17 protein-coding genes and 1 tRNA gene are annotated in these 16,740 nt (G+C 37.8%); 9 read left to right on the top strand and 9 right to left on the bottom strand.

Annotated features, from left to right (window positions below; genetic code table 11):
• Positions 1 to 10: 10 nt before the first annotated feature.
• The 3 genes from AsFPU1_RS16945 to glyS all read right to left on the bottom strand — a co-directional run bounded on the left by AsFPU1_RS16945 (position 11) and on the right by glyS (position 4,481).
• Positions 11 to 1,495, bottom strand: coding sequence for an efflux RND transporter periplasmic adaptor subunit (locus AsFPU1_RS16945; protein ID WP_124971367.1), 1,485 nt, complete (start codon positions 1,493 to 1,495; stop codon positions 11 to 13).
• A 234-nt stretch (positions 1,496 to 1,729) separates the two neighbouring features.
• Positions 1,730 to 2,272, bottom strand: a complete 543-nt coding sequence (locus AsFPU1_RS16950) for a serine O-acetyltransferase (RefSeq protein WP_124971370.1) — start codon at positions 2,270 to 2,272, stop codon at positions 1,730 to 1,732.
• A gap of 76 nt (positions 2,273 to 2,348) precedes the next feature.
• On the bottom strand, positions 2,349 to 4,481 hold the full coding sequence (gene glyS / locus AsFPU1_RS16955; RefSeq protein ID WP_124971373.1) for a glycine--tRNA ligase subunit beta: 2,133 nt from the start codon (positions 4,479 to 4,481) through the stop codon (positions 2,349 to 2,351).
• A gap of 98 nt (positions 4,482 to 4,579) precedes the next feature.
• Here glyS and AsFPU1_RS16960 point away from each other — a divergent pair, with 98 nt between their 5' ends.
• The 3 genes from AsFPU1_RS16960 to AsFPU1_RS16970 are packed head-to-tail and all read left to right on the top strand — an operon-like array spanning position 4,580 to position 8,151.
• On the top strand, positions 4,580 to 5,698 hold the full coding sequence (locus AsFPU1_RS16960) for an AAA family ATPase (protein WP_124971376.1): 1,119 nt from the start codon (positions 4,580 to 4,582) through the stop codon (positions 5,696 to 5,698).
• Entirely contained in the window at positions 5,685 to 6,230 is a 546-nt protein-coding gene (locus AsFPU1_RS16965) for a hypothetical protein (RefSeq protein ID WP_124971379.1), read from the top strand. The genes AsFPU1_RS16960 and AsFPU1_RS16965 overlap by 14 nt, the downstream gene beginning before the upstream one ends.
• A 4-nt stretch (positions 6,231 to 6,234) precedes the next feature.
• Positions 6,235 to 8,151, top strand: coding sequence for an ABC-F family ATP-binding cassette domain-containing protein (locus AsFPU1_RS16970; protein WP_124971382.1), 1,917 nt, complete (start codon positions 6,235 to 6,237; stop codon positions 8,149 to 8,151).
• Positions 8,152 to 8,366: 215 nt separating this feature from the next.
• On the opposite strand, the gene AsFPU1_RS16975 is transcribed toward AsFPU1_RS16970, so the two are convergent.
• Entirely contained in the window at positions 8,367 to 8,942 is a 576-nt protein-coding gene (locus tag AsFPU1_RS16975; RefSeq protein ID WP_172957426.1) for a DUF2808 domain-containing protein, read from the bottom strand.
• Positions 8,917 to 9,294: a NifB/NifX family molybdenum-iron cluster-binding protein gene (locus tag AsFPU1_RS16980; RefSeq protein WP_124971387.1), complete on the bottom strand. Its 378-nt coding sequence runs from the start codon at positions 9,292 to 9,294 to the stop codon at positions 8,917 to 8,919. Before AsFPU1_RS16980 ends, AsFPU1_RS16975 begins: the two co-directional genes overlap by 26 nt.
• 255 nt (positions 9,295 to 9,549) lie before the next feature.
• On the opposite strand from AsFPU1_RS16980, the gene AsFPU1_RS16985 reads away from it, so the two are divergent.
• Complete coding sequence (locus AsFPU1_RS16985) at positions 9,550 to 10,980, top strand: LCP family protein (protein WP_227873358.1); 1,431 nt, start codon at positions 9,550 to 9,552, stop codon at positions 10,978 to 10,980.
• A gap of 33 nt (positions 10,981 to 11,013) precedes the next feature.
• Positions 11,014 to 11,094, top strand: a tRNA-Leu gene (locus AsFPU1_RS16990).
• An 81-nt stretch (positions 11,095 to 11,175) separates the two neighbouring features.
• Here AsFPU1_RS16990 and AsFPU1_RS16995 read toward each other — a convergent pair.
• From AsFPU1_RS16995 to AsFPU1_RS17010, 4 genes are all read right to left on the bottom strand, one after another.
• Complete coding sequence (locus AsFPU1_RS16995; RefSeq protein ID WP_124971639.1) at positions 11,176 to 11,508, bottom strand: ribbon-helix-helix domain-containing protein; 333 nt, start codon at positions 11,506 to 11,508, stop codon at positions 11,176 to 11,178.
• A gap of 103 nt (positions 11,509 to 11,611) precedes the next feature.
• On the bottom strand, positions 11,612 to 12,493 hold the full coding sequence (locus AsFPU1_RS17000; protein ID WP_124971393.1) for a HEAT repeat domain-containing protein: 882 nt from the start codon (positions 12,491 to 12,493) through the stop codon (positions 11,612 to 11,614).
• 9 nt (positions 12,494 to 12,502) lie between these two features.
• Positions 12,503 to 12,766 (bottom strand): DUF8630 family protein, encoded by a 264-nt coding sequence (locus AsFPU1_RS17005; protein WP_124971396.1) that lies wholly within the window; start codon positions 12,764 to 12,766, stop codon positions 12,503 to 12,505.
• A gap of 56 nt (positions 12,767 to 12,822) precedes the next feature.
• Positions 12,823 to 13,434 carry a phycobiliprotein lyase gene (locus AsFPU1_RS17010; protein ID WP_124971399.1) on the bottom strand — a complete coding sequence of 204 codons (612 nt, stop codon included), beginning with the start codon at positions 13,432 to 13,434 and terminating at the stop codon, positions 12,823 to 12,825.
• 117 nt (positions 13,435 to 13,551) lie between these two features.
• Here AsFPU1_RS17010 and AsFPU1_RS17015 point away from each other — a divergent pair, with 117 nt between their 5' ends.
• From AsFPU1_RS17015 to AsFPU1_RS17030, 4 genes are all read left to right on the top strand, one after another.
• Positions 13,552 to 14,382: a pentapeptide repeat-containing protein gene (locus AsFPU1_RS17015; protein WP_125061144.1), complete on the top strand. Its 831-nt coding sequence runs from the start codon at positions 13,552 to 13,554 to the stop codon at positions 14,380 to 14,382.
• A gap of 263 nt (positions 14,383 to 14,645) precedes the next feature.
• The gene (locus AsFPU1_RS17020) at positions 14,646 to 15,635 is read left to right on the top strand and encodes an iron-containing redox enzyme family protein (protein WP_124971402.1); all 990 of its coding nucleotides are present in this window, start codon (positions 14,646 to 14,648) and stop codon (positions 15,633 to 15,635) included.
• 106 nt (positions 15,636 to 15,741) lie between these two features.
• Positions 15,742 to 16,137 (top strand): tautomerase family protein, encoded by a 396-nt coding sequence (locus AsFPU1_RS17025; RefSeq protein ID WP_124971405.1) that lies wholly within the window; start codon positions 15,742 to 15,744, stop codon positions 16,135 to 16,137.
• A 23-nt stretch (positions 16,138 to 16,160) separates the two neighbouring features.
• Positions 16,161 to 16,739, top strand: coding sequence for a cupin domain-containing protein (locus AsFPU1_RS17030; RefSeq protein ID WP_124971408.1), 579 nt, complete (start codon positions 16,161 to 16,163; stop codon positions 16,737 to 16,739).
• The last annotated feature ends 1 nt before the right edge of the window (position 16,740 follow it).

Genomic DNA, 16,740 nt, shown 5'->3' on the forward strand with positions numbered 1-16,740 from the left:
ATTGACAATTTTATTCTGGTTTTTTATCTTTGTTGTCTTTTTTATTTGGTTGCTCAGGTAAATCAATAAAAACACGATCACCTGGAGTTAACCCTGACAAAATTTCTGTTTTATCATCTAACACTAAACCAATAGTAATGGGTTTAAATTCCGGTTTGTTTTGTGCATCAGGAACCATCACCCCAGTTTTCCCTTCTTGAGTCACAATCGCCACAGTAGGAACCACTAAAGCCTGATTTAATTGTTGCCCCAAAAAAGAGACATCTACATTCATTTTAGAGAGCAATTTATCTCTCCCTGTAATCAGTCCAATAGTCACTTCAAAAGAGGTCACATTTTGATCGACAATCGCTTCTGGGGCAATGCGAATAACTTGCCCTTGAAAAGTTTCATTAGGAAAAGCATCGGCGATAATACTAACAGGTTGTCCGGGTTGAATATTGCCAATATCAACTTCTGGAACTTTAGCGACGACTTTTAATCCTCTGGCCAAAGCAACAATAGAACTAGAAGTAGCTGAGGCGGTACTTGATGCAGAAGTAGTCGGAGTAACAAATGCCCCTTGAGTGGCGAATTTTTGGGTGACAATACCATCAAAAGGAGCGCGAATAGCAGTATCTTGAAATTGGATAACAATACGCTCTAATTCGGCTTTATTCGCAGCAGCAGCAGCCTGTAATTGAGCAATTTCAGCCTGGGCAGTTTGTTTGCGTTCTTCAAAAGCAATTTTAGCCTCGGCAACAGAGGCTTGAGATTGCCTAATTTGTTGTTCAAGTTGACCCAGTTCTGGAGGTGCAGTATTTTTAGTCTGTTCGAGTTTTTGCAATGTTTCGACAACAGTAGCTTTCGCATTAATATATTCACTGCTAACTGCATCAAAACTATCTTGAGTAATAGCCCCTTCTTTCATTAATTCTTCATTGCGTTTAACGCGAGAAGCTGCAAGTCTATAGCGACCATCCGCGGCCCGTAATTGAGATTCAATTTGTTGAATATCTTTAGGAATTCTTTGTTTAACTTGTTCTAAATTTGCTTGTGCTTGTTCAACTTCAGATTTAGCTTTTAAATAACGGGTTTGTGCTTGATTAATTTCACTGGGAATTCGGGTTTTAGCCGCAGATAAATTAGCTAAAGTTTGTTGATAATTTGCTTCAGCTTGTTTTCCTTGGGCCCGAATTTCCGTATTTTCCATAATTGCCAAGATTTGCCCAGCTTTAACGGGCATTCCCTGTTCTACTCGCAACTGTACTAACCGGCCTGGATTTTTCGGGCTAATATTAACACTTTGAATGGGTTCTACTGTTCCACTCGCTTTAATTTCTATCCCCAGGGTTTCCCGTTGGATAGTCACGGTCATTTTATCGATTTCATTCTCGACGGTTGGGGTTTGTATCATTCTGTAAGTTGATACACCCAAGACAAGAATACCGCCAGTCATGAGAGCTAAAATCCAAGGTAGGGGACGATTAAATTTACCAAACACAGGAACTTCCATAAGAATAGTAATACAGCATTAAGCAACTACGAAGGAATTATCCTACTTATATTAACGTTTCTGACGATTGTGGGTGGTGAGGTAAGCTGTATTGACGTTTATTTTACAACATTTTTTATACCTCCCAACCGCAATCTTTTGGGCTTTATTTATCTTATCTCGTCTGACTGTTTTGTTTGATAAAGTTTTGGTTTATCCCCAGTTTTCCTGGAAAAATATCGGGATAAAAACTTATCAATCTGTCAAACTTTCCTCTTGAGAATGAGGGATGATTCTGGCAGGAATTCCTACTGCTGTGGCTTTTGGAGGTACAATACAGTTACGAACTACTGCATTAGCCCCTATTTTAGCATCGTCCCCAATAGTTGTGTTTTTGAGAATTTTAGCCCCTGTCCCAATTAGTACATTATTTCCGACTTTAACACTTGCTACGATTGTTACTTGTTGAAAAATGGTACAATTAACACCTATAATAGCACTAGGATGAATCACAACTCCGGTAGGATGAGGCAAATGCAGCCCTCCTCCTATTTGACAATTTAAAGGAATATCCGCCCCTGTCACCACAGTCCAGAAGCGATAATTAATGACAAAATAAGCCCTAATCAAAGAAGAAATGGGGTTTTTATTGTTTTGCCATTTCTGGTAATTTCTAATAGATTTAATCAGTTGACGACTAGGGTTCCACCACTTGACACATTTTTCCCTTTCCCAATTAGGTTTAATATCAGGATGTGGATTAATTTCTGAGGTTTCTACCTTAGCACTTGTAGACATTGTTTTACCACCTTGGGATTAACATCCCAATTATCTATTATCAATTATCTATTGTCAATTATCCATTGTTTACTGCTTAACTCTTGACAATTGCCCCGAAATCTGCGATGACTCGTCCATGATTACGGAGAATACCTAATAAGTTTAATCGATTTTGACGAATGTGTGGATTTTCATCCATTACTAATACACTATCAGAACCATCAAAAAATTCGTTGACACTTGGGGCAATATTAGCTAAACCATCTACTAATAATTGATAGTTTCTCTGGGTTTTAGCTGCTTTTGTTTTGGGGACTAATTGTAATAATGCCTCATATAAATTCTGTTCTGAAGACTTCTCAAATAATTTAGTATCAACGACTTCACTGGGATCTAAAATTTGAAATTCTAAGTCTCCTTTCGTTGCTAAACGAGTAGAACGGTTGACGGTTTCATAGATAGTATCTAACCGACCATCCTGACGAATTTCTTGTAAGAATTGTGCGCGATCGCGGACATCTAATAAATCTTGTAAAGCCCTTTCTTGATATTCTAGATCATTTTCTCCCAAGATCGCTTTCACTAAATCATAATCAATTTTGACCTCATCTTGTAGTAGGGTTTGTATTCGTTGAAGAAAGAAGCTTTGTAACCCTTCTAATGGGGAAATTTTCTGGGGATGACCTGTGACAAAATCGGCGCATCCTTGGGCTAATAATTGGGCTAAATTAATCGATAAGTTAGCATACCAAGTAATATTAATAATGGCATTAGCGGCCCGTCTTAAAGCAAAGGGATCAGAGGAACCTGTAGGAATCATTCCTAAGCCAAAAATACTGATCAAAGTATCCAAGCGATCGCTAATTCCCACTACTTGACCCGTCAAAGAATCTGGCATAATATCATCAGCACCACGAGGCAAATAATGATCAAAAATACCTTGGGCCACAACTTCTGGTTCCCCACTAACTAAGGCATATTTTTGTCCCATTACACCTTGTAATTCAGGAAATTCATAGACCATCTGTGTCACTAGATCCACTTTACACAACATGGCCGTACTTTCAATTTCTTCCCGTTGTTGAGGAGTAATATCCAATTGTTCGGCAATTTGTTGAGCCATATCCATGATACGATCAACTTTATCGCGCATGGTTCCTAATTCTTCTTGAAATGTCACTGTTTCTAGTTGAGGAAGATAACTATCTAAGGGTTCACCACAGTCAGATTTATAGAAAAATTGAGCATCTGCTAAACGGGCCCGAATTACTCGTTCATTTCCTTGGGCAATAATTTTTGATTTAGTAGGATCACCATTAGAAATAGTGATAAAATTCGGCAATAATGAGCCTTTATTTTTTAGAGCAAAATAACGCTGATGTGTCACCATTACTGTAATAATAACTTCAGAGGGAAGACTTAAAAATTCTTCGTCAAATTTACCCACTACTGCGGTAGGATATTCTACTAAGTTAATGACTTCTTGCAGTAATTCGTCTGAAATTTCTGGGGTTCCTCCTAACTGTTTACTAACTTTTTTAATCTGTTCTTCAATAATTTGACGACGTTTTAATGGGTCAACCACCACATAAGCTGATCTCAATGTTTCTTCATAGTCAGAAGCCTGAGCAATTGTGATAGCATCAGGATGAAGAATACGATGACCATAAGATACGCGATCGCTGTTTAAGGTATTATCTGAGTTGATTAATTGTAGGGGCAAAATTGATTGATCCCACAAAGCTACTAACCAACGAATGGGACGAGAAAAGCGCAAGTCCCCCCCTCCCCACCGCATAAACCGTCGTCCTTCTAACCCAGTAATCCAATTAGGAACTAATTCCTGTAAAATCTCTTTTGTATCTCTTCCTGTAACTTTTTTCTCCAGAAAAACGAACTCTCCCTTATCCGTGGGACGAATTTCTAAGTCTGTCACCTCTACCCCTTGTTTTTTCGCAAATCCTTCGGCCGCAGGGGTGGGTTTCCCGTTTTTGAAGGCCGCTGTTGCGGGTGGCCCTTTAATAATTTCGTTGCGATCGCTTTGTTTGTCTGGAAGTCCAGTGATTAACACCGCTAACCGACGGGGTGTTCCATAGACAGTGATCGACTCTGGGGTCAAAAATTGTTCTTGGAGACTTACAGGGATGCGTTTTTCCCATTGGGCGATCGCCCCATCAACAAAATCTGCGGGTAATTCTTCTGTACCGACTTCCAATAAAAAGAACATATTGACTTAGAATGATAATTGAGAATGCACTACTTAAAAATATACTCTATAATTATATCAGTTTATCTATTTTTTTATGTATAAAATTTTTCTATTTTATGTTAAAACGAATCTATATTGATAATTTCCGATGTTTAGTCAATTTTAATTTAACTTTCGACGCAATTAATTTATTTTTAGGAGAGAATGGAACTGGCAAATCTACAGTTTTTGAGGTTCTACAAAAAATTCAAGCATTAGTAAATGGTGATAATAAAGTCGGAAAAATTTTCCAATCCGTAGACTGCACTCGTTGGCAAAGTTTAGCAACTCAACGTTTTGAGTTAGAAATAACTGGAAATAATGGAATTTATAAATATGAATTAGGAATTGGTCATAATCAAGATAAATGTCGGCTCGAATATGAACGTTTATGGTTTGATAATCAGCCTTTATTGAAATTTGAGTTAGGAGAAGTTACATTATATCGGGATAATTATTCAGAAGGGCCGCAATATCCCTTTGATTGGTCACAATCTATGCTACCGTCATTAATGCCAAGAAATGATAATACTAAGTTAACTTGGTTTAAAGAACGGATGCAAAGATTGATTATCGTTAAGATTGTTCCTAGTTTGATGGTCGATGAAAGTAGTCAAGAAGAAATGCGCTTGACAGATAAAATGGAAAATTATGTCTCTTGGTATCGTTATTTATCGCAAGATCAAGGAAAAATAGTAGAACTTTTTGGCATTTTAAAAGAAACTTTAATAGGTTTTAATAGCATAAAATTTGAGAGAGTAACTGAAAAAAACTTAGTTTTAAATCTAAAATTTTCTGGAGAGATGTCTAATAGTAACCTGATCGAATATCGTTGGGGAGAACTATCCGATGGACAAAAAACTTTAATTGCTTTATATACTCTTTTATATGGAACTAAATCAGAAGACTATACGGTTTGTATTGATGAACCAGAAAATTTTTTAGCCTTACCAGAAATTCAACCATGGATAATAAAATTATATGATTTTTGTCAAGAAGGGAAACTTCAATCCTTATTAATTTCTCATCATCCTGAATTAATCAATTATCTTTTAGTATCACCTATCGGTTATTGGTTTGAACGGCAAAGTAATGCACCTGTTAGGGTAAAATCAATTACTACTAAAGAAACTGATGATTTGGGAATTCCGGTTTCAGAATTAATTGCACGAGGATGGTTAAATGAGTCAGAATAGAGTGCAAATAGTTATCTTATGTGAGGATCGACAACAGGAAGTTTTCGCCCGTTATTTTTTAGAACAACGAGGTTTTAACAGTAGATTTCGCGCTAAAATAAATCCACCTGGTAGCCAATCTGGAGAACAGTATGTGAGAACTGAGTATGCCAAAGAAGTGCAAGCTTATCGTCAAAATAAAAATCGGATTTCTCTTGCATTAGTTGTGATCATTGATGCTGATCAATTTACAGTAGAAGAAAGACTAAATCAATTAGCAAATACCCTTAAGAATAATCGTCAACCGGATGAAGCAATTGCTATTTTTATTCCTAAACGTAATATTGAGACTTGGATACATCACCTACAAGGAACTCTGGTTGATGAAACAACCTCTTATGGAAAGTTTGTCAATAATGAAGCTTCTTGTAAAGGAGATATAAAACAGTTAGTTAATCAATGTTACTCTCAAAATCTACCCAATAATGTACCTCCTTCACTGCAAAAAGCTTGTGAAGAATTTCAAAGATTATTACCACTTTTAAAGGATTAAATACATGACAATTTTTACTCTACGATCAATTAAAAAAGATTTTGGCATCAAAGAAATACTAAAAGATGCTAGTTTTAGTCTAGAGGAAGGAGATAAAGTTGGTTTAATTGGTACAAATGGATCTGGAAAATCAACTTTATTAAAAATGATAGCTCGATTAGAACCTATTGATGGGGGTGAAATTTGGGTTAATTCGGGGGCGAAAATTGTCTATCTTCCCCAACAACCAGAAATGGATGAAAACCACACAGTTTTAGAACAAGTTTTTGCCCATAGTGGAGAACAAATGGCATTAATTCGAGACTATGAAGAATTATCTCATAAACTGGCTCATCATCAAGGAGATACCAATAACTTAATGGTTCAATTATCGAGTATAACTCAAAAAATTGAAACAGTAGGAGCTTGGGAAGTAGAAACCAATGCTAAGATTATTTTAACTCAGTTAGGGATTGAAGATTTTGAGGCTAAAGTAGGTAATTTATCGGGAGGATATCGTAAACGAATTGCCCTAGCTTCTGCTTTACTATCCCAACCAGATGTGTTATTAATGGATGAACCGACTAACCATTTAGATGCCTTATCAGTAGAATGGTTACAAAGTTATTTGAATCGTTATCAAGGGGCTTTATTTTTAATTACTCATGATCGATATTTTTTAGATAAAGTCACTAACCGAATTATTGAAATTGACCAAGGAGAAATTTATAATTATTCAGGAAATTATAGTTATTTCTTAGAAAAAAAAGCCGAATCAGAAGAATCTGAACTGAGTAGTCAAAGGAAACACGCAGGGGTATTAAGACGAGAATTAGAATGGTTAAAACGAGGACCAAAAGCCAGAAGTACCAAGCAAAAAGCTCGAATTTATCGTATTGAAGATATGCAGCAAAAGGAGTTTAAACAAACACAAGGCAAAGTTGATATTTCTACTGCTAGTCGTCGCATTGGTAAGAAAGTTATTGAGTTAAATAATATTAGTAAATCCTATGACGAACGAACATTAATCAAAGATTTTACTTATATTTTTACCCCTCAAGATAGGGTAGGAATTATTGGTCAAAATGGGGCTGGAAAATCCACTTTAATGAATATTATAACAGGTAAGATTCTACCAGATTCTGGGATAGTAGAAATTGGACCTACCATTCATTTTGGTTATTTTGATCAACATTCTGAGGATTTATTAGTTAATGAAAATCAACGGGTGATTGAATATTTAAAAGAAGTTGCTGAATTAGTTCAAACATCGGATGGCAGTGTTATTACTGCTTCTCAAATGTTAGAAAGATTCCTGTTTTCTCCCAATCAACAATATTCACCCATTAATAAATTATCAGGAGGAGAAAGACGGCGTTTATTTTTATTACAAGTCTTAATGACTGCGCCGAATGTACTTATTTTAGATGAACCAACTAATGATTTAGATGTCCAAACTTTAGCGGTTTTAGAAGAATATTTAGAGGAATTTAACGGATGTGTTATTGTAGTATCCCATGATCGTTACTTTTTAGATCGGACGGTTGAAACTATTTTTTCTTTAGAATCTGGGGGAAATATTCGCCAATATCCTGGTAATTATTCCGTTTATTTAGATTATAAAAAAGCTGAAGAAGACAGAGAAAAAGAAGCACAAAAGAAACAACAAGTCAAGACAAAACCGACACAAATACAAACTAAAATAACAAAATCTAATCAATCTCGTAAACTATCGTTTAAAGAAAAATATGAATATAAAGACTTAGAAGAAAAAATACCTAAATTAGAAACAAAAAAAGAAGAACTTGAACAAATACTGTATAAAAATGCCCCTAGTGATTTTAACAAAATGCAAGAATTAACTGCAAGTTTATCCCAATTAATTGAAGAAATTGATACAGCAACAGAGAGATGGTTAGAATTAGCAGAAAGAGAGAATTAAGGTTCTATCGGACTTACTATGCTAAATTAATAATTAATGACAGACCTTATGTCTTATTCTATAAAGATTAAGTCCGCGCAGGCGGACTTAATTCTAGGTTGCGTAGGCAACCTTTGTTTGTATAGCTTAACTCTTAAGAGTTAAGGTCTATCATTTGTAATATTTTATTATAAGTATTGGTAGGGGCGATTTTTAAACTAAAATTTAGGGTGTCTTTAACTTTGACTCCCTCCTTCACTACCGAAAAAATGTAAGCGTCCATTGCCAAGATATAAGTACATGGGGTTATTCCCAACAGGAAAAACTGTCACCCCAAATAAATAAATTCCGCTAAATTCTGGGTTCTTTTTCGGTTTAAGTCCTATAGTAAAAACTTTACCCGGAGACACTGGAGTATCTAATGTAATAATAAGAGTTTCGCTTTTTTCATCCCATTGTGTGTCTTTAACTTTTATTGAGTCCCCACGATGATCTGGAGTTCCTTCAAAAGCAATAGTTTGGTCAGTATTATAATGAATAATGTCTGAACCTTCCCGTTTATTAATCATCACTTTTTGTAAAGATTCCCCACTTTGAGCAGGTAATTCAATCGTATAATAATAACTAGGAAAAGGAATACGAATTCCCTGAAAAGTAGTCATTACATTCAGTAAACGAGGAGATTGATTAAAAAAAGTGCGTCCATTATTGAGTTCTCCACTCATAGACGGATAAGAAACCAAAGTCAATAAAGTTCCTAAACTTAAAGATAGACTGATTAATAATTTATTCTTCATTTTGACAGGTTCCATCTTCTTTGTGGGGAGTTGGGGACAAAGTAGGAAGATTACCTTCTATTACTTTTTTAACAGCAGTTAAAGGGTCAGTTTCGCTAGTAATATACAAAGTAATTCCCCGACGACTTAATCTTTCAGCTAATCCTTCTCCTGCTTCTATGGTAATCAAAATCATCTGATCAATGGCGTGGGGCGTAATATCATCAGTATGGAGGTCATGAAATGTGGGTTCAGTCTCAGAAATTTCTAAGTGATCGCATAAAATGGGTTCCCCAAGTTGTGTTCCTTCAAAAATGAGAAACCGACGGGCCTTACCAGTTTTCCCTGTAATTGTCTGGAAATCTTGACTAACAACGGCAATTTTCATTATTTCGGATTCTCCCCTTTTTTTCTCTAGAATGCTAACATAGACAACTGAAAAAGGAAAAATTCTCCCTTGTGCTTGTCTAAAAATCCTGACTTTTGCTCAAGATTGTAAGGTCAGGTTAAAATAAAGTTAGGTTAAGTTTTGTTTCTTATGGCATAATTTGCCGAATAGGATGATTTGGCAGTGATTCCCCTCAAGGTTAAATCTAGCGTTTATTATCCTAAAACAGACGACATTTAAGGTGTGAGGCAAACTGTGTCAGTCAAAAAAATCCCTCCTGTATATAAACCCCCTTCCGAAAAACCAAGGACGAAGAAAAAGCCTAACCTTGGTCGTTTGTTCTTAATTGGCTTAGGATTAACGGGAGTATCTTTACTCTCAGCGACGGCTGGGGCTATTATAGCGGTATCTCTTTCGGCAACTCCCCTACGGCAAAGCAAACTCACTGCCGATGAAGCTAAAGTCTTTAGTCAAGATCAAACTATTTCCTATAAAAATTTACAGCTACCAGAATTAAGCCGTCCTGTCAATGTGTTGGTCTTGGGAGTAAAAGTCTTAACCTCTGATGTGGACGATATTCCTCAAGATAACTTAGGTTATCAGGCGTTAGTTAATTCTTTTAAGGGGCTATCCGATACCATGCTCCTCTTAAGATTTGATTCTAACACCAAAAAGCTCACGGTTTTGTCTATTCCTAGAGATACCCAAGCGACCATTAATGTGGGTAAAAGAACACAAAAGATCAATGAAGCTAATTATAATGGGGGGCCAGCTTTAGCGGCCGAAGCAGTTAGCGAATTATTAGCAGGAGTCCCCATTGATCGTTATGTACGGGTTAATGTACAAGGGGTCGAAAAAGTAATTGATGCTTTGGGAGGTGTCAATGTTTATGTCCCTAAAGATATGAAATATCAAGATGATAGTCAACATCTCTACATCAATCTTAAGAAAGGAGAACAGCATCTTGATGGCCCTAAAGCAGTAGGATTTTTACGGTTTCGCCATGATCGTTATGGGGATATTGGACGAGTACAACGACAACAAATGTTAATGCGGGCCTTGGTAGAACAGTCCCTTAAACCCCAAACTTTACTAAAAATGCCAGAAATTTTGTCAGTAATTGCTTCTCATATTGACACTAATTTAAGCTTAGAAGAACTTTTAGCTTTAACGGGGTTCGCTTCTCAAAGTAAACGGGCCGACGTTAAAATGTTAATGCTTCCTGGGGGATTTAGTGGTGATGGTAAACATGAAATTAGTTATTGGTTGCCTAACCCTGTTCAAATACAACACATGGTAGCTGAACATTTTAGTTATGGCCAAGATGAGTTTACTCCGGTAGAATCTGACCCCACTCGTTTAAGAATTGCTATTCAAGATAGTACAGAAAATCCCGAAGCGGTACGACAAATGGTTAATTTGTTACGGGAAGCGGGTTATGGTCGGGTGTTTATTAGTGATCAATGGAGTGAACCTGTAGAAAATACTCGTATTCTGGCACAATCAGGGGATGATATGGGGGCCTCTGCTTTACGGGCTACACTAGGAATAGGAGAAATTTTAGTAGAGAGTACAGGAACCTTATCTTCTGATATTACCATTGTCTTGGGTAAGGACTGGGAACAACATCAACCAAGTTCCACTATTCCCTATAAGAAAACTTCCGTAACTACTAGCTATCCTTAAATTTTTGTGGTAAGATTATAAATCGGACAACAAGCGGACGTGGCGGAATTGGTAGACGCGCTAGATTTAGGTTCTAGTGTCTTTGGCGTGAGAGTTCGAGTCTCTCCGTCCGCATTTTAATGACTGGTTCGACTATCGTTACCATGGAAATGACGATATAGGTAGGGGTCAACGGCCGTTGACCCTTATAGGTGACTATGGGACACTATCAACACTTAACGGGACTAAATCCCCATGAATTGTTAAACCTAAGAACATTTGAGCATTTTCTTGTATTAACTTACCTGTCAAAACGCAACTCTCATCCTTAGTCGCTGTAGCTTCAATAACTGCCCGTATATCCGTCTGACAAAACTGAGGTCGATAGTCTCCCGACTTTTGTTGTACATAATTCCACAAAATATCCCTGATTAACGCCTGATAACCTTGATTACCCGATAATTCTTTAAGTTTCTCTTTTAAGCTTTTCTCCAAGCGAATACTAGTCACTTCCATCTCAGTAGTTGTAGTACGCAAAATAGCTTGCATCATTTTTTTTCTCCAAAAGGTAGATATTTCCGTAATACGAGTGTAGTATAAGAAAGAACCTTTTAGCACGTTTGAAAACTTGGTTCTACAGGACTTATATTGATCACTTGAATTTAGAAATCCCTAACTTAAGTATTAATTGAACTGCTGTTTCTGATTCCTTGGTTAATGCAGTTTCTAACGATTCTTTGGCAGACTCATCACCAATTTTCATTAATGCTAAGGCTGCTGCTTTTCTACTTTCCCCATCCTGATGATTTAGTAACTCAATGAGGTTGGGAATAGCGGGTTGATAAGCAACATTACCCAAAGCAGCAGCCGCTTCGCAACGTACATTTTCGTCAGTATCAGTCAGAGAATTGATTAAAATGTCGAAAAGATCGGGTTTAGGTTCTTCCTGCGCCACTTTGGCGATCGCGCCTACTACGGCAGCACGAACTACTGGCGAATCAGAAGCGATCGCTTGATACAAATACTCTTTTGCTTCTGTACCAATAAAGGCCAAGGCCCAAGCTGCATGGCCTTTTGTACTTTCTGGATGCTCATTTGCTGCTAAAATATCCAGTAAGGATGCCACAGCCGGCTCTCCGATTCTGGCCAGTGCGCCAACAGATGAACCTTTAACTACCGTATCCTCGTCATTAAGAAGAGAGTGAATCAAATGAGGAACAGCAGTCGGATCAGCGATCAGGGTTAAAGTTTTAGCGGAAGCTCGTCGCACAACCACATCAGGATGATTTGCCAGGGCAGTTAATAAATAAGGAGTTGCGGATGTACCTATTTCATGCAGGGTTTCCGCGCAACGTAGACGAGTCATTCCCCGCTTATCTCCCAAAGATTCGACCAAAAGCTGCAAAATCTCCTGATTATTGAAATCGAAGGTTTGTTCGGCAATCTGTTCACTGACCATTTGCAGCAAGTTATCTGTCTGCGCTTGAGCTAAAATGACGGGATCGACCTCAGATTGAGTGTTAGAATTGAGCATGATAATAACCTAATTATTGTGAACCAGAGCCGCTTGTTGAGTGCGGAGATTCTGGAGTGCAGCATCAATTTGAGCAAGTTCAGGCTCTATTTTAGCAAGAGCCGTTTTTTGGGATAGTTTAGCCTTTTGTGCGGCAGAAATTGTCTCATTGACTAGACGTTCTCGATATTGTTCAATTTCTTCAATTACTTCTAACAATTCTTGGGCAGTTATTACCTCTTGTTTGGGAATATCTTCGGATTGAGACTGGGTGAATTCTAAGTTTTCGGCCATAGGTTTAATGTTTTAATAACAGATACAATTTTACAGGAATTTCAGACAGGATAAAATTATTTTAAGGCGACAGAAGACCCGTTTGCAGAAAGTCTCAAACGATTTTGTTCAACCATCTTTTCTAATATGGAATCAGAAACACAGCGACGCTCTGAACAATAGGCCATTTGCTTCACTCCATTAATCATTTGAACGGTCATAACCCGCACCCGAAAATGATCATTAATAAACCAACACCTTTCCTGTCCTTGATTTGTCTCATATTCCGTCTCAATAGTCAATACACCATCATCGGCAAAATTATAAACACCGATTACGGGAATTCCTTCAACATAGCCTCGATTACGCAAAAATTTGCCTGTTTTGGGATTGGTGGGGTCGGGAATATCAATGAGAATAGCGGCATAATTTTGATTAGGGGTTGTATTATCTAAATTATCCTGCCACATAAAACTGGCCCCACCACTGACCTTATCAGGAGCAATGTTTTGTTGTTGGCAAACCTCTAAAACTCTAGGATCATCTCTGGTTAAAACATCGATAATGACATTAGATTCTCCTGATTCATCAGCAGAAGTATCAAAATTATGCACGGTTCGCTGAATAAACCAAACTCCTTGACTTTTGCCAAAGAAGTCCATCATTGTCATGGGTGGTATTAACTGCATTTCGGTTTCAACGGAGAGCAAATATAAACAAAAGTTGGACTTAAATCAGTCAAATTCTAGGATAATTTATATAGGACTATTTTGATCGGTAAATCAATAAATCTTCAGAAAAATACAATGGTAATTCATCAACAAGCTTCTGCCTTCTGTGAACTTCCTTCGGCCACGGAAATTTTACAAGCATTTCATCAGGGTAAAAGCCTCGCACAAACTAACCTACAGGGAATCAACCTCAGTCAGATGGACTTATCTGGTATTGATTTAAGTGGGGCTAATTTGATCGGGGCTAATCTCAGTCAAACCAATTTAAAAGGAGCGAATCTCACCGGAATTGATTTACGGCGGGCTAATCTTAAGGATGCCAATTTACAAGGCGCGAATTTACAGGAAAGTTATCTTTTTCGGGCTAATTTACAGGGCTGTAATTTAGCGGATACCAACTTAGAGGGAGCAAAATTAAAATTAGCTCTCTATGATGTCCATACTATCTGGTTAGAAGGCTTTAATTATCGAAATTCCGGGGCGATTGGACCTGGGGCTAATCTTAGTGGTGCTTTTCTCAATGCAGCCTACCTCAGAGGCGTAGATTTAAGTGGTTGTAACCTACGGGGGGCTTATCTGAGTGGGGCAGATTTAACGGGGGCAAATTTAGAAGGGGTTGCCTTAAGCGGGGCGAATCTTCAAAATGCCTTTCTTACTGGGGCTTGTTTACGCAATGCTATGTTAATTGGAGCAGAACTACAGGGAGCAGATTTGCGAGCGACTGACTTAACAGGGGCAAATTTAGAGCAGTTAAAGAGTATCGCCGGAGCAGATTTTACTCTAGCGCTAGGGTTAAATGAGGCAACGAAAGCAATGCTTTGTAGTCGCAATGCTCAAGAATTAGGCACTTGGAATGCTTTTACTCGCAATAATACCGCTCAAAGTCTTGGCTATCAGATGGGTTAGGTAACATTGGGTAGAATCAACTTAAAAGAATACCACTAATAGCCTTAAACTCAGCGTCAATTAACCCATTACTTCAAAATGTAGGTAGTAGGCAAAGATTATGTTTCTCTGTTAAAAAGGCGATCGCCCATTTTACTAACACATAAATACTTAACAAGCTTAGCTTCAGAGGCAAAAATTTTTTCAGTAATTTTCCGGAAATCGTTTTAATGTAACGGTAGGGAATAGAGTAAGCAACTCACACACTAATTTAAGCAAAGAAAATGACAATGTTGGTATCTACATTAAAGCCATTAGTCACAGCCCCTCAACTTCCCACATTCTTACTTAATGCCAAGGGAATTAAAGATTTGGCACATGAGGCTTTCCAAAATAAAGGAGGTTTTGCTTGGCGAACAATTCAATTTCTTTTATTTGATATAAACTTACGTTTAATGGAAAAGGGTTTTGGTTTAGGAACTCCCCGCGCCTCAAGAGAATGGGAAATTCGTAACTTGATTGAGCAAATTGAGCAACAATATTTGCCCCAAGAGCAAATACCCTCTGAACTCACTAATGTTGAAGTTTTCATGCCATGGCTCAAAGAGCGGATTAGTCAGCACCGTGTCAACCATCATCAACTATTTGATCTGTTTGATAGCAATGATTTGAGCGATGAAGAAGTTCGCTACTTCCTTTCTAATTACCGAGTTAATATGCAACGTTTTCACCTGCACGTTGCTGCCTTTAGCCTAATTGTGCCTTTTGAAATGCGCGAAGAACTCTATCATAATCTCTACGACGAGTTTGGTCAGGGGAATTTTGCTGACGCTCATCCCAATTTATTTGAACCCCTGATGAATTATTTCGGCGGAGCGCGCGAAGATGATATTAACCCAGAGACTTGCAATCTGCTCAATACCAAGATTAACCTCTGCTGGTTTGCCGACGGACTACATTACGGAATTGGCGGCATGGGAGCTTTAGAATTAGCAATTCCCCTCCAACAGCGTCGAGTTTTGGCACATCTGCGTCGTCGCGGTTTGAGTGAAGATATGGTGAAATTCTTCGTTGTTCATTGTGAACTCGATGAAGATCATGGGGAAGGCTGGTTTGCTGCAGGAATGCCTCATATGCAAACTCCTGAAGACCTACAAAAAGTTTTCTCTAGTGCAATGCGGATGCTTGAAGCCAGAGCCGGAGTTTATGACGGTATTTTAAATGGCATTTTGGAAGCCCGCAAGCAAGCGGATAATTATCTCTATGCCGCGTAAAAAGAATAAGGTTATGGGGGTATAGAAGCAGGTTCTCATACCTACGCTTTAACAACCTGTACCCCTTACATCTTTACATTCACTCCAACCAGAAGGAATATAAGCTATGCCGCTCATAACACTAAGGGCTAGTAAGATATTGTCTGAGAATATCAAAAGTAGCCTTGCTGAAAGTTTATCTCTGATAACGGAAAAAATTCTTCGCAAAAATAGCAAAGTAATTGTTGTTCTTTTTGAATCTTCTGAGCAACAAGGGCAATGGTATGTAGACGGTAAAATTAAAAGTGATCCTGAAGTAATTTTTGAGTTGAGTATTCTTGTTACCAAAGGGACAAATACTGACGAAGAAAAAGCGGAATGGATAGCACAAACCTGGAAACTGATTACAGATGTTCTTGGCAATTCGTCCCATCCAAACTATATTTCTATCCAGGAAATAGAGGGTAAAAACTGGGGTTATAATGGTCTTACTCAGGAACAAAGAAAGATTCAATCAACCTAAATCAATATTGAGGAACAAATAAAATGTTAAACCAGGATCAGTTAAAGCAAGATCAACTCTTAAAAAGACCTGTAGTTGGATACAACGGTCAAAGTAGAAGTGATGATCCTAGTTCAAGAAATGGCCAATTGATGAGCAATGGACAAGTAAAATTTGATCCATTCCCCTACAATTCTATTAACGACAGAGTGATTAAGTTTGAGGGCATGGAAAATGTTTCTTTGCCAGATGATCTTGACTTTGTACCATATCAACTAGATGTACGAAAAGGTGTTGGCATCCATACAATTTTTAGTCTGGTAGATCAAGATCCTCAAGGTCCTGATGCCGCAATTCTTAAATATGAGCCTGGTGCATTTATTGCTTTGCATGAACATATGGGTCATGAAATGGTTTTGGTGTTAACAGGAGATTACATTGAGAATGGTGTCACCTTTTTACCTGGATCATTAATACTTCGCTCACCAGGAACTTTTCATACAATGGCTTCTGTTAATGGTTGCACCATTTTGGCGACACGTTATATCAAGGTTAAACAGCGGCCCGATTTGTGGAACGAGTTTGCGTCACAGACCGAAGGTGTTGAACCTGTTTCAAGATAGT

This window comes from Aphanothece sacrum FPU1 (assembly GCF_003864295.1).
In the GTDB taxonomy this organism is placed as follows: domain Bacteria; phylum Cyanobacteriota; class Cyanobacteriia; order Cyanobacteriales; family Microcystaceae; genus Aphanothece_B; species Aphanothece_B sacrum.